The 14016-nt window shown below is 60.6% G+C and carries 8 protein-coding genes and 1 pseudogene; 6 read left to right on the top strand and 3 right to left on the bottom strand.

Going from position 1 to position 14016, the window contains the following annotated elements; all coding sequences use genetic code 11:
• Nucleotide 1: 1 nt before the first annotated feature.
• From OOT08_RS19070 to OOT08_RS03665, 3 genes are read left to right on the top strand one after another with little or no spacing between them, the layout of a single operon-like run.
• Complete coding sequence (locus OOT08_RS19070; RefSeq protein ID WP_442916161.1) at nucleotides 2-757, top strand: aminotransferase class IV; 756 nt, start codon at nucleotides 2-4, stop codon at nucleotides 755-757.
• A gap of 32 nt (nucleotides 758-789) precedes the next feature.
• A complete protein-coding gene (gene pabB / locus OOT08_RS03670; RefSeq protein WP_325091178.1) occupies nucleotides 790-2814 on the top strand; it encodes an aminodeoxychorismate synthase component I in 2025 nt (674 codons plus the stop codon).
• 27 nt (nucleotides 2815-2841) lie between these two features.
• On the top strand, nucleotides 2842-3510 hold the full coding sequence (locus tag OOT08_RS03665) for a 4'-phosphopantetheinyl transferase family protein (protein WP_325091177.1): 669 nt from the start codon (nucleotides 2842-2844) through the stop codon (nucleotides 3508-3510).
• Nucleotides 3511-4346: 836 nt separating this feature from the next.
• Here OOT08_RS03665 and OOT08_RS19065 read toward each other — a convergent pair.
• Nucleotides 4347-4463 (bottom strand): transposase, encoded by a 117-nt coding sequence (locus tag OOT08_RS19065; RefSeq protein ID WP_442916174.1) that lies wholly within the window; start codon nucleotides 4461-4463, stop codon nucleotides 4347-4349.
• A 179-nt stretch (nucleotides 4464-4642) separates the two neighbouring features.
• On the opposite strand from OOT08_RS19065, the gene mobF reads away from it, so the two are divergent.
• Nucleotides 4643-8155, top strand: a complete 3513-nt coding sequence (mobF, locus tag OOT08_RS03660) for a MobF family relaxase (RefSeq protein ID WP_325091176.1) — start codon at nucleotides 4643-4645, stop codon at nucleotides 8153-8155.
• A 25-nt stretch (nucleotides 8156-8180) separates the two neighbouring features.
• Nucleotides 8181-9104, top strand: a complete 924-nt coding sequence (locus OOT08_RS03655) for an abortive infection family protein (RefSeq protein ID WP_325091175.1) — start codon at nucleotides 8181-8183, stop codon at nucleotides 9102-9104.
• Between the two features lie 70 nt (nucleotides 9105-9174).
• Here OOT08_RS03655 and OOT08_RS03650 read toward each other — a convergent pair whose 3' ends face one another.
• Complete coding sequence (locus OOT08_RS03650) at nucleotides 9175-12198, bottom strand: hypothetical protein (RefSeq protein WP_325091174.1); 3024 nt, start codon at nucleotides 12196-12198, stop codon at nucleotides 9175-9177.
• Nucleotides 12199-12522: 324 nt separating this feature from the next.
• Between OOT08_RS03650 and OOT08_RS03645 the strand changes: the two genes are divergently transcribed.
• A complete protein-coding gene (locus OOT08_RS03645; protein WP_325091173.1) occupies nucleotides 12523-12858 on the top strand; it encodes a hypothetical protein in 336 nt (111 codons plus the stop codon).
• A 236-nt stretch (nucleotides 12859-13094) separates the two neighbouring features.
• Here the strand turns inward: OOT08_RS03645 and OOT08_RS03640 are convergent.
• Nucleotides 13095-14016: pseudogene (locus OOT08_RS03640) on the bottom strand (IS3 family transposase); the annotation flags it as partial.

The raw sequence follows: 14016 nt of genomic DNA, 5'->3' as shown, positions 1-14016 counted from the left end.
CATGCCTTCGCTCACTCTCCACGATTCCTTCTTGATAAGAGAAGGACGAGCGCTCGGCCTAGATCATCACCTCGCACGCATGGCGTTGGGCATCGGATGCCCTGTCTCCGCTCTTCATTCGGCGTACGCTCGCATGCTGCGGGAGGCGTGCGCTAGTAAAGAGTGGACATTTCCCCTTCTCACGTTTCGCGATGGTGTGCTCGAGCACTTAGTGCGCCCGATCAACCCTGGCTTACTACGCACGACCGCAGTGTTAGTCAGTGCCTCAGGACCCGACCCGCGCCTACAGCCCTCGCTCAAGGGGCCTGATTTCCCTGTGCAGACCGCGCTCCGCGCGCAGGCCACAGCACTCGGGGCCGATGAAGCCGTACTCTTCGCCCCCGGGGGAACTGTGCGCGAAGGAGTCTTTAGTTCGACCGTCCACTGGGACCAATCAAGACTCGTTATCTCACCTCACACGCACAGGCTTCCTAGCGTGACCGGAGCTGCCGTCGTACACCAGGCCGTCGCTTCGGGCGTGGAGGTAGTCCAAAGAGCGAGCCTGCCCTCGGAAATTGTTGCCGCCGATGAGGTCTGGTGTTTGAGCTCGTTGCATGGAATCCGAGTAGTCAAATCTTGGGACGGTCGTCCCGTAAGGAATTCGGGACTCGCGGAGGGGTTCCGCACCCGCTTGAAAACGCAAGAACAAGACGCGCGCCTTTGGGCCGAAGGCCTACAGGATGCGCTGAAACTGAGAAAGAACGAAAGCGAGGTATGACTATGGCACTAGCCGTCAGTGAGACTCTAATCGTGGACAACTATGATTCCTTCACCTACAACTTGGCCCAGCAGGTAGAGGACTGCACGGGAAAGCGTCCCATTGTCGTGCGCAACGATGTACCCCTAGACAGCATCGATTTGACCAGGTTCTCGCATATTATTCTCTCGCCGGGGCCTGGGTCTCCGGACGTGCCATCCGACATCGGAATCTGTGCCGATATCCTACGAACCGCCGAGGTACCTGTGCTCGGCGTCTGCCTTGGACACCAACTCCTCGCCTCCTACTTCGGAGGTGAGGTAACGCGCGCTCCCGAGGCCATGCACGGGCGCATCTCTAAGGTGACACAGGCTGGTGACGTGCTTTTCAATGGGCTCCCGCAGTCCTTTGAGGTCGTGCGCTACCATTCTTTGGCAGTATCCGCAGTACCCGAGGTGTTGGCCGTTACCGCAATCGCAGACGACGGCGTCGTAATGGGCCTGCGGCACCGTAGCAGACCCCTGTGGGGAGTGCAGTTCCACCCTGAGTCCGTTCTGAGTCAGTGGGGCACGCGCATTGTCGAAAACTTCCTTGCGACCAACTCTAATAGCGAACCGCGCCCTTCATGGACGGTGGAGGTTCGGTCCCTCGGTGCAGGTCTCTCGCCCGAACAAGTTTATACGACGCTCTACGGCGACGACCCCCGCAGTTTCTGGCTGGACAGCAACAGCGGAGACGAACGCTCCCGAACTAGCGTCATGGGCACATGCGAAGGGGTCCTTTCCCATGTGCTCGAGTACAAAGCTGGCGCGGGACAGACTATACGCGTTGCACCAGACGGCACACGTCAAACTAACAAAGGCGACATCTTCATGGCGCTCGAGGCCGAGATCGAGAGCTTCGGGCGTGCAACTGCTTCGGCGGATACAGCAGGCTTTAATCTAGGTTACGTTGGGTATTTAGGTTACGGGCTTAAGGCAGACACCTGCGGAGTTCCTGACCCTGTCGCCTCACCACTCCCAGATGCAAGGCTTACTTTTGCCGAAAGGGCCGTGGTGTTCGATCATGTCTCGGGTCAGTGCCAACTGCTCGCCCTGACTTCAGGTGGAGCACGGAGAGACCTCGACGATGCCAGCTCCACATGGCTCGACGAGACGGCGAGTGTTCTTCTTTCTCACGTGGATAAACCGGACGGTATGCCAAAGCCGTTCAGTCCTTTCCCTACGGATAACGAATTGGAGCGGTCGTTCTCGTTCCGACACGAGAGGTCAGACTATATCGACCGAATCAAGAGCTGCAAGCAATACATACTTGATGGCGAGTCCTACGAGATCTGCATGACGAACACTGTCGAGTTCCAAGGCGCAGTTGACCCACTGACAACATACTCTTTACTTCGTGCCCGTGCGCGCGTCCCTTACGGAGCATTCCTACGATGTGAAGATTTCTCCGTGCTGAGTGCCTCCCCAGAGTGCTTCCTCACCATCGATGGCTCGGGGGCGGTGGAAACACGCCCGATCAAAGGCACTCGGCCGCGAGGCTCTACCCCAGAGGACGACCTGCGGCTCAAGGACGAACTAGTCAACTCGGAGAAGGACCGAGCGGAGAATCTCATGATCGTCGATCTCATGCGCAACGACCTCAATACGGTGTGCGAAAAAGGATCGGTTCATGTTCCAAGTATCTTCGATGTGGAGTCGTTCCCATCTGTGCACCAACTCATCAGCACAGTTTGCGGGCGGTTACGTCGCGGCAGTTCTCCAGTGGATTGCGTTCGATCGGCGTTCCCCGGCGGCTCCATGACAGGGGCTCCGAAAATAAGGACGCTGCAGATAATCGACGAGCTTGAGGAGACGCCTCGTGGTATCTACTCCGGTGCCATCGGATGGTTTTCCCTCGATGGAGGGGTGTCGTTAAGCATCGTAATCAGGACCATCGTTGTCGAGGCCAATCGGGCAACGTTCGGAGTAGGAGGGGCTATCACCCACTTATCTGACCCCGAAGAAGAATACGAAGAGACACTCGTCAAGGCTCGGGTCGTCGCGTCCGCGCTCCTTTCTGCGGTCGAAGCAAGATAGTTGCCTACCGGCGGCCAGGTCACATCAATGTTTGAACTATTCGTTCCGTCCGAAGCTGAAATTGACGAAATGTATCAACACGAGCGTCTAACGGAGGTGTTTCCTGAAGAGCTTGCAGAGGTTGCCCACGCTTCAGACCCACGGAAGATCGAGTTCCTTTCGGGTCGAACATGCGCCAGGCGTGCTCTACAGAAACTCGGCGCTCCTTCGGGGCCGATCCTGCGGGACGTACACGGCAAGCCCGGATGGCCAGATGGAGTGGTTGGTAGCATTACCCATTGTCACGGGTATCGCGCTGCTGCGGCGGGCTGGAGCGCCGATCTACTTTCGATCGGCATTGACGCCGAGCTCAACGAACCGCTTCCTCAAGGTACGCTGCGATTGGTCGCCAGCACCGAAGAGTTAGCAATGATAACGGAACTGAACAGGGAGTCCAGCGAAGTTGCCTGGGATCGCCTGGTATTTAGCGCGAAGGAAAGCTACTACAAAGCACTAACCACCTTCACGAATGTTCGGTTCTTTCCTTCCGACTACCGAGTACAAGTTGGCCTCGATGGAAGAGATTTCACTGCGTGGGGAGTCGCCCGTGGTAATGTCACTCCGCTAAGTGGGCGCTGGCACGCTCAGGAGGGCTTACTGTTTAGCGTCTGTTTCCAGCTCCCACCCGGACGTGCTGAGGTTGCATCGTCACGATAGCTGACGCAGTACCTCGCAGCGCGACTCTTCGACCTTGCGTGCGTCATAGATGAACGGACGGGACGCTCAGTAGCACAGTCGCAGAGAATGAAGACCACGGCAACATGGGATCTCGTATACGGCCAACAATGTCCGGCACCGTCTGCGCGACGCGACTATGATGCGCTGAATTGACGATGTCTCCCCACAGTCTCCGCCGAAATGCTCCGGCACGCAGACTCGCGCATCACGCCGATAAACTACCTACCCCAGGACAGTCGAGCTTTATCCGTCCAATTTTCGGTGATGTCTAGCAATCATTTCTGGTCTAAATACTTGGCACTGAAATTGCGTTGCACGAGATCATCACCTACTGGCGCACCAGTGTTCTGATACCGACGCTTCCGTCTCGTAATATTTGACTGAACACCTACGATCTTGCACAATCGACGTTCGGAGACCGAATACGCGACATCGTGCAGATCGTCAGCGAGCACCCGGTAGCCGCCCTCAGGGTCATCCTCATGCAGCTCACGTCACACGTGAATGAGCTGCGCATCAGCACGCTCACGCGCAGACACCGGATACTCCGCCCACTGGCAGTACGCCTGTTTCGAGAACCGAGCACCCGGCACGCCACCGCGACAGGCGCCCTGAGCGGAGCATCATTCGCAACCATCTCTTGGACGAGCGGGAATACGATTTTGGAGGCGTGATATGAATCAGCGGTCAATATGCGGCTGCACGACGGAGTACCTCGTTCTCCTGCTCTAGAAGCCAGTTCCGGCGCATTAACTCACGCACCTGCGCATCCTCTAAAGCTGACAGGTCTTTCGCTGCGGGCAGGCCAGCATCAGCTACCCACTTCGACATCGCCGATTTAGAGACCCCAGATCACGACACACCTCGCGTTGCGTCGCACCAGCACGAACGAGCGCGACCGCGTCCCGCTTAAATTCTTCTGAGTACTTCATCACTGATACTTCTCCTTCACCCCACCCGCACCTACGAGTGGACACAGGAGCCAACCCGGCCCTATGCCCCCTAAGTAACCCGCTTGCCGAGAGCCGCCTCTCACGTATCCTGTTTAATCTACGAAGGCCGCGAAATCCGGTCCGGCATCGCTGAGGGCAGTGCTTCGTACCTGCTAAGTGTGACCGTCTCGATCAGGGTGATGACCGCCGGTGATGGATACCGGTATCTGTTGAATTCTGTCGTCACCGGTGATGGTGATCGTGACGCGGCTTCCGAATTGACGAGGTACTACCTCGAAGCAGGTACCCCACCCGGCACATGGATCGGTTCGGGCCTTTCCGGGCTCTCCGGCAATCTCGCTGACGGGGATTCCGTGTCTGAGGAGCAGCTCCGGAGACTCATGGGTTACGGGCAGGACCCGAGCACGGGTTCGCAGCTTGGTCGCCCGTACCGGAAGTTCGCCACCGCCACAGAGCGGGTGCAGCGTCGCGTCGAGAAACTCTCGGTTGCGCTCACTGCTGACGAGCGCGCGACCCAGGTCGGGTTGATTGAGGCTGAGGAAGCGGCGAAGCAGACTGGTGCGCCTGTCGCTGGTTTCGATCTCACGTTCTCCGTCCCGAAGTCCGTCTCCACGCTCTGGGCGGTCGCCGATGGAGGAACCCAAGCGCTGATCGCGCAAGCACACCACGCCGCAATCCAGGAGGTAATCGAGCTGCTGGAGCGGGATGTCGCTGCGACGAGGGTGGGTGCGAAGGGTCCGCGGGGTGCGGTCGCTCAGGTGCCGGTGCGGGGTGTGATTGCGGCTGCGTATGACCATTACGATTCGCGGGCGTCTGATCCGCAGCTGCATACCCATGTGGTGATCGCGAACCGGGTACAAGCTGTGCGGGATGGGAAGTGGCGCACCCTTGATTCCCGCGCACTCCACGCAGCAGTGACCGGGCTATCGGAGCACTACAACGCCGTCCTCGCCGACAGGATCACTCAGCTGCTCGGGGTGGGGTGGGAGGCGCGTGAACGTGGTGCGGGCCGGTCGACGGCGTGGGAGATCACCGGGGTCTCGCAGGAGCTGATGGAGGAGTTCTCCTCCCGTACCCGCGATATCGAGCAGGTCAAAGACCGCCTCGTGGCTGACTATGTAGAAAAGCATGGCAGGCAACCGTCACCGAAGCTACTGTGGCAGTTCCGGCAACAGGCGACCCTCGAGACCCGGCCACCGAAGCAACAGCACTCCCTGAGCGACCTCACCGCGCAATGGCGTCAACGAGCCACCCAGGTACTCGGAGAGGACGCACCGACCTGGGCCGCCGTGCTCCTCTCAAGTAGCGCAGCCGATCCGTTGCTACGTGCTGACGACATCCCGCTCGATGACCTCGACGCGGTAGCAGCGGTCGTAGTCGAGCGGGTAGGCGATCGGCGTGCGACATGGAAACGATGGAACCTCCACGCCGAAGCCGTCCGTCAAACGATGGGGCTGCGGTTCGCCACCTCCCAGGACCGTGACACCATCACACGGCAGATCGTTGACGCCGCTGAACACGCATCTCTCCGATTGACGCCGCCGGAGCTGGCATCGAGCCCACCCACATTCCAACAGGCCGATGGCACGAGTGTGTTCCGCCCGAAGGCCTCCACCGTGTACTCCTCCGAACGGGTCCTTGCTGCCGAAGACCGACTCCTTGCCGCTGCAAAGAGTCGCACTGCGCCGACGGTGCCGCTTGCGTGGATTGAGCAGGCCGCCCGTGCCGAGAACAAGGACGGGTACACGTTGTCGCCTGATCAGGAGCAGGCGATCGCGAAGATCGGTATCTCCGGTCGCACCTTGGATGTGCTCGTCGGCCCCGCTGGGACCGGGAAAACCACCACCATGCAAGCCCTGCATGCTGCATGGGAAAGACGCCACGGCAGAGGCTCAGTCATCGGGCTCGCACCGTCGGCTGGGGCTGCGGACGTCTTGGCGGGTGATTTGAGGGTGGCGACGGAGAACACGGCGAAGTGGCTCCACGAACACCGCCACGGCAACTGGAACCTCACTGGCGGTCAGCTCGTCATCATCGACGAAGCATCCCTCGCAGGAACCCTCGCCCTCGACACCATCACCACCCACGCGAACGCGGTCGGCGCGAAAGTGCTACTGGTCGGCGACTGGGCGCAGCTCGCGGCCGTCGATGCGGGTGGGGCATTCGGGATGCTGGTGCGTGAACGAGCCGATGCCCCGGAGCTGTTGGATGTGCGCAGGTTCCGAAACGACTGGGAAAAACACGCCTCCCTCGGACTACGGATCGGCGACACCGACGTCATCGACAGTTACCTCGCTCATGATCGCATCACTCCCGGCGGGTACGAGGAGATCCTCGAGCAGGCCTACCAGGCCTGGCAACACGACCAAGCCGCCGGGAAGACCTCGGTGTTGATCGCTGAGACCCTCGATACTGTCTCCCAGCTCAATAACCGTGCTCGCACCGATCGGATCCTCGCAGGCGAAGTCGCCCTCGAGGGCGTTCGGCTCCAAGACGGGAACGAAGGCTCCCGTGGTGACCTGGTTATCACGCGTAAGAATGACCGGCGGTTGTCGCTCGGGCGGGGTTGGGTGAAGAATGGCGACCGCTGGATGGTGACCCGAGCGCATGATGATGGAGCCCTCACTGTCCGCCGAGCACACTCGAAATGGTGCACCACGATCACCCTGCCCGCCTCCTATGTGGCCGAGAACGTCGAACTCGGGTACGCGATCACCGCGCACCGTGCGCAAGGCTCGACCGTGACGACGGCGCACGCGATCGTGTCGTCGCCGGAAATGACTCGCGAATCGTTCTACGTCGCCATGACCCGCGGACGGGAATCCAACCGCGCCTACATCGCCACCGACCAACATCACCTCGAAGAACACCAGCACCGCGACGACCTCCACATGACCGCGAAGAGCATCCTCTACGGCATCCTGCAACACGTCGGCGCTGAACCATCCGCACACGACACCATCACCGCCGAGCACGAAACGTGGGGATCGCTGGCGCAACTCGCAGCAGAGTACGAGACCATCGCCCAAGAAGCCCAGCAACACCGTTGGACCAGCCTCCTCGAACAAGGAGGCCTCACCACCGAAGTGCTCGACGAACTCGTCGAGACGGAATCCTTCGGAAACCTCACCACCGAGCTGCGTCGCCTCGAAGCGGCAGGCCACGACATCGAGCAACTACTTCCACGGGTGGTGCAGGCAGGGAACCTCGACGGCGTCGATGATATCGGGTCACTGCTGCGGTACCGGATCCAGAAGATCACCAGCACCTACCCGCCCAGCCCGCGACGTGCAGCCGGGCTCATTGCAGGCCTTGTTCCCCGCGCCACCGGCCTCACCGACCCTGCCATGAGCACAGCGCTCGCTGAGCGGGAGCAGCTCATGGGTGAACGTCTCGACGCGCTCACCAAGGCCGCGATCGAGCAGCCCGCACCCTGGCTACCCATACTCGGAGACCTCGAACACGAGGCCCGGAAACAGGCGGTTCGCGCGGTCGCCGCGTACCGTGACCGGTGGGGCATCACCTCGACAAGCGCCCTCGGGCCAGTGCCCGCCGATGATGCACAGCGGATCGATTACGAACGTATTCGATCCGACCTGAGTAATCGGGTGCACGTCGCCCCATCATCCGAGGAGTCTTCTGCCCTGCGTCATCGCGTTCGTCTGCTCTGACTTCAACGCCGGATAAACTTGAGGTATGGCCTCGAAGGGAACTCAGCGCATTAGTCGCAGTACGCGAAATAACCTGGTTGATTGGCTTTCCCTCTCCGAATTCCAGTGGGCGGGACGTTTGGAGCACCCCGACTTTCTTGCACGCCTCTTTGACCTGGAGAAGCTGCCGAGCAAGGATTACCGATACAAGAATGCGGCCAGAGATATCTACCAGCACGCCGTCAATAACTGGGACTGGGAAGATGACTGGGTGTTCGGTGACGACCGGTTCAATCTCCGAGACGGCTCAGACGAGAACCTTCTGAACTTCCTCGTTGAGACAGTGCATCCTGTTGTGCGTGACGACCCCGCAGCGGCAGCCGAAATGGTCTCCGCCTACAACAACACTCTTCGTCGAGATGGGTTCGAACTCTACCCAGTTGACCACTTCGGTGACCGGATCATCTACGGGACACGGAACATCGCCGCCTACCATGCGCCAGCGAAACTCACGCTCGCAAAGACGCCAGATCTTACCGAGAACGCGGTCCTTCGACGGCATCTTGACATGATCGTCCGAGACCTGAACGATGATCCTGCAACAGCGATCTCGTCGTGCAAGAACCTGATCGAGAGCCAATGCAAGATCGTACTCACTGACCTGAATGTCGAGTTCTCGGAGCGAGACGACCTCCCTGGCTTGTTCGGGAAAGTCGCATCCCAACTTGAGATCAACGCTGACGCAGTGCAGGGAAGCTCCCGAGGTAGTGATGCAATCAGGAAAGCGATGAGGGCACTCACCACGACGGTCCAGTCCATCGCCGAAGCAAGAAATGCCATCGGCAACGGACACGGATCTGATGGCCCCAGCCCGGCAACCCCGAGACACGCACGGCTGGTGTTCAACTCCACTGTTGCTGTCGCACAGTTCATCGCCGACACCTGGCACGAGCCTTACCGCAAGGAATAGCCAAACAGCCGGGTGGGCTACGCCCCAATACTGACGCAGCCCACCCGGCCTTTACTTCCCGTAGCTGAAGTTACTCCTCTGCAAGTTCATCGAGCTCGGCGGCGAGAACCTCGTCACGCACGTACCCGGTGCGCTCACGGTGGAGGGCGAGTCTGCGGCCAAACCATAGTGTCCCACCGGTTGCGAAAAGCATCAGCGCGGCGATGATCCCAGCCCAGGACCACCCTCCACCGGTGACCGCGAGGCTCGGCGGACCAGGCGGAACACCCGGCTTGTCGACGACTTTCGTCGTCTCACCCGGTGCGCCACAGTCCCCACGGTGCAGCAGCTCACCGTCCCTGCTGTAGAGCGACTCCACCCAGTAGTAAGTGCCGGTACTTTCGAACACGACCTCAGTGGAGACATACTCGCCAGCGTCAGTGACGGGGATGAGTGTGTCGTGAGTGTCGAATACGAGGTTCTTCACCTCACACACCGGGGCGTCTCCGTTTCGACGGTAAGCCTGGAAGGCAAGCATCGTCCCCTCTGGCACCGTGCCAGTGACGATCGCAACATCATGGGCAGGGTCCCCAAGAGTCACCTCCGGGACCGCTTTGGTTGTCACCTGCACCGTAGGCCGGTGGTGAACGATCGTGGTCTCTCCGGGGGCTCCGATGAACCCCTCCGCAAGCACCGTGCCGTCTGCCGCATGCAGAGTTTCCACCCAGAACACCAGCCCCGCAGCAGCGACACTCGTCACTCCAGAGGTGTACTCGCCGTGTCTCGCCACCGGGATGTCTTCTGAGGTGAAGAACGGCTCTAGCTCCTCATCAGCGATCGGTTGCTCCTGGTAGGGGCCGTAGGCGCGGAACACCAGATACGCACCATTAGGCACAATTCCTTCGATGATTGCCGTGTCGCTGATCGGGTCTCCAACGAACGCTTCCGGTGTCGCTTTCGTCGTTACCGTCACCCCGACCGGGACGGGCGTCTCAGGGACGTAGAAGCGTTCCAGGATGTCTGCTGGTGAGGATCGGAAGGGTTGCACCCGGTCATCGCCAGCGAACGCGGACACGATGACGTAGTAGCCAGGCTCCGTCGGACGGATCTGATCAGCGTCGGTGTAGCCGAGCTTGTACACCCCGTTGCGTGCCGGAGTAGTCAATGCTGTCAGTACTGGAGCGTCTTCGAGCGTCAGATCATCAGTGAGGACCGTGTCAGTTACGAACGGGCCGTAGACGGTGTGGGTGATGACATCGAGGTCGGCACCCCAGTATCCGTCTCCAGTGAAATCGCCGTGGTTGTCAGGGAACCCGGTGACCTCGACAGTGTCGAACGCGCGCCCATTCGAATACACGTTGTATTCCCGAACCTCCGAAGTCACGCTGATAGGCCAGCGGACGCTGGTGGACTCCAACGGGATCCCATAGTTATCCGACCAGTTATCGGCGATGAAGTCGCGGTACTCCTCAGGCTGCGACACCAACCGGACTCCCCACACCCAGGTCACAAACCCCGCATCAGGGTGCACGACTCCAGGCGAGGTGTACGTGCCTGGTCCCGTCGCGGTGACCTGCACCTCGCCAAGCACCATCGCGTCCTCGGGCACGCCTGCCTGTTCCACCGGTGGCAGTGTGCCGGGCACTTGATAGGCGATGCCATCGAGGACCACGGGGATGGGTTCTCCGTCAATCTTCAACCAGGCACCGTTCGTGCTCGACACAGTGATCGTGTCGGTGACTGCATCCCCGGGGACTGCGAGCCGCGCATCTGTTTTCGATACGGCCTCTGGCTGGAACGGTGTCACATGGGTTTCAGTGACCCGCCCGAACCAGTCGGTGAACGATCCGCGAATGTACTTCGAGTTCGTGCCCTGGTCGTCTTTATCGATGCCCCACACCCAGGTGTAGAAACCCGACTCAGTCGCGGTCAGTGAACCGTTCGAGGTGTAGTCGCCGACGCCACGATCAAGCAGCAGCGTCTCCTCAGCAACTACTGGTGCACCCTCGGGGACGCTCTCGGATTCGGTGGGCTGCTCATCGAACGGCCCGTACAAGGTACCTGATGCGGTCAACGGCACCGGGGTGCCAGCGACATGAATCCAGGCCCCGACACCGACAGTGGAGACGGAGAGCAGATCCGTGAACGCGTCACCTTCGGCCACATATTTTGTGGCGACCTGGGTGCCGATCACGGGCTGGAAATCCAACTCGATCCACGGCGTCTGCGCCGTGTCTGTCACCGCGGCGGGGCTGCCGTTCGCGAGGAGCCGCTGCTGCCCGGGCGTCTCATACAGGTTCACCCGTGCACCAAGCCCCACACCGCTGTATGACGCCGACGCGCTGATCCGATACTCAGGCACCCCGGCCGCTGGCTTCCCGACAATCGGGTAGGTGCCTTCGCTGAGGGCCTTCGAGGTGGTGCCGTCAACGAAGGTGCCATCAGTGAGGACGACGTTGCCGGTGAGGACCGTCGGCGACAGCGCGACAGTGAGAGTGCCGTTGTACTGGTCGACCATCGCGATCGACACGTCAACGGACGGGTTCACCGAGTGATTCGCGGTCGCTTCCGACCGCATCGCCGCCAAATTGTTCAGCACCGTGGCACGGTTTGCTGCTGGCACGCGGCCGATGTACCAGGAGTCACCATCCATCCCGTGGGAGTGATAGGTCACCGGGTCGGCTTCTGCCCATACATACATCTGCACGGCAGCCGTCACGTCAGGGTTCGTGGCATCACCCCACTTTGAGAGCACATAGTTCAGCTTCGCGAGCGTCGTGGGCGACAACTGCTGACCCGTGTAGCTCACCAGGTCGGTGACGGTTGTCGGCCCGGTCGTGGTGTTCCAGGGGGCTGGGGCTCCGGCATCCATGCAGTACACCTGTCGGCCATCGGATTCTGCGATGAACGCGCCGACAGTGCCGGTGGTGTTCAGATCGCCGTGGCCTGGACCGAGAGAGGCAGCATTCGCCGGGGACGTGGCGATGAGGCTACCGGTGGCGAGGACTGCGGTGGCAGCAAGAACGGACCCGAGCTGGCGAAGCCGCCGTCGCAGCCTCCCACCCCGGGTGACAGGTTCCGGCCTGATTTCTGCCGGAGGTGATTGGAATCGCATAACGTTTTCTCTTTCTGCACCACTGCTGGTTGCGTCACGGGTGGAGGCGACAACCTCAAGACGAAGCCCCGCCACCAGAGCAGGTACGACCCCCACCCGGCAGCACCCGACCCGGCCAGAAACGAGCAAATGACGGCAACGAGCGGCGAAGAGCCCTTACCAGGTTTCGACGGGCTGACGTAGGATCAGGTCAGGCAGGAGCAACCACGCGCCGATCCCCGCACACTGGGGTGAGGCAGACCGTTCGAGAAGTATCTCGGGCACTCAACCACTCAGGACCAGCCACATCGCGATAGTCCTGTGTGCGAAAGTGAGGCCCACATCATGCTCCTGAACCGGCTTTGGAACGCCAGCATCCACACCCGCATCTTCCTGCGCCGCTGGATGCCCACCAACATCCTCCTCGACAAGCTCCGCACCCGACGCGGCCTCAAATGGGGAATCCCCGCGATGCTCCTCGGCTTCGCCTACCTGCTGATTGCAGTCACCTGCACCGGTCTCATCGAGCACGGTTGGAGCAAATGGCTCTACCTGGCCTTCTTCTGGGTACTGTGGAACGGGCTGAAGTTCCTCTTCTTCGGTCCTTGGAGCCTCGTTCTCCTTGCGCGGGCGCGGATTCAGGAGGCACGTCGGCACCGCGGCGCAAGTGCGCGGGCGTGATCAGCGTGTCGCGTGGTGTTCCCGCCTGGTTTCGGAGATTCTAGAGTCACGATGTTGATCTCGCGACGATAGACGGCCGACCACAGGTTCCCGTCGGTCAGGAACCTCAACGCACCGGCACCGTCCCTCCCGCTCTCAATCCCGCGCCAGCACCATGATAACCACCGGGTCTGATGCATGTTTAGGTGACATTCTGACCTGACCTACAGTTTGGTTTCCAATCCCGGTCACTAGCTTCAGGCGGATGTTAACTGTTTTGAGAGGGCGAGATCGAAGTCCGTGGGCGTTTGATACCCCAAGGACGAGTGCCTTCGTTTGCGATTGTAGAACACCTCGATGTACTCGAATATCGCGTTCGCGAGCTCGATCCGAGTTCTCCATTTCTTTCGGTTGAGCAGCTCGATCTGCATCGATGACCAGAACGATTCCATCATCGCGTTATCGAGCGCATCACCGACCGTCCCGAACGAAGGCAGAAAGCCTGCAGAACGAATCTTCTGCGTGAACGCCCACGAGGTGAACTGGACCCCGTGATCAGCGTGGACGATTCCCCCTGGGGCTGGTGTTCGCCCGCGGAGCGCCATGTCGAGGGCATTCACCACAAGCGTTGAATCTTGCTTGGAATCGATCGCCCAACCGACGATCTTCCGGCTACACGCGTCAAGCACCGCCGCGCAGAACACCTTTCCTTCCCGCGTCGGATGCTCCGTGATATCCGTCACCCAGAGCTCGTCCGGCGTGAGCCGGTGGAACTTGCGATGCACAAGGTCATCAGCAGTCGCAACCCCTTTCAATCGGTTCACACGGGTCGGGCCAGGGAGCCCGTAGATGCCGCTCTTAGTCATCAGTACCGAGATCAGCCGACTCGAACACGGGATCTCCATCCCAATGGTGAGCTCGACATGAATGCGGCGGTATCCGTACGTTCCGCGTGAGGCCGTGTGGATTTCACGGATCAGGCCCGTGAGCCACTGCCTACGCAGCTGCGTGGAGCTGGTGGGGCGTTTCCGGTATCGGTAGTAGCCCTGCCGGGAGACGCCCAGGAGCCGGCAGCAGGTCTCTACGGGTGCCCCGGCATCGACGAGACGGTCGATCACCGGGTGCGCCCTTTTGGGTCGACGCGTTCCTCCTCAGCGAGCCATTTCGAGGCGCGCTTCA

Origin of the sequence: Leucobacter sp. M11, assembly GCF_035726885.1 — a bacterium.
Lineage (GTDB): Bacteria > Actinomycetota > Actinomycetes > Actinomycetales > Microbacteriaceae > JAPFRB01.
This window is presented reverse-complemented; position numbering and strand designations above follow the sequence as displayed.

Bases quoted from the DNA above. Each gene is read 5' to 3' on its own strand.
- OOT08_RS03665 (WP_325091177.1), top strand. From the start codon at position 2,842: ATGTTTGAACTATTCGTTCCGTCCGAAGCTGAAATTGACGAAATGTAT.
- OOT08_RS19065 (WP_442916174.1), bottom strand. From the start codon at position 4,463: ATGAAGTACTCAGAAGAATTTAAGCGGGACGCGGTCGCGCTCGTTCGT.
- OOT08_RS03650 (WP_325091174.1), bottom strand. From the start codon at position 12,198: ATGCGATTCCAATCACCTCCGGCAGAAATCAGGCCGGAACCTGTCACC.
- OOT08_RS19070 (WP_442916161.1), top strand. From the start codon at position 2: ATGCCTTCGCTCACTCTCCACGATTCCTTCTTGATAAGAGAAGGACGA.
- OOT08_RS03655 (WP_325091175.1), top strand. From the start codon at position 8,181: ATGGCCTCGAAGGGAACTCAGCGCATTAGTCGCAGTACGCGAAATAAC.
- OOT08_RS03645 (WP_325091173.1), top strand. From the start codon at position 12,523: ATGCTCCTGAACCGGCTTTGGAACGCCAGCATCCACACCCGCATCTTC.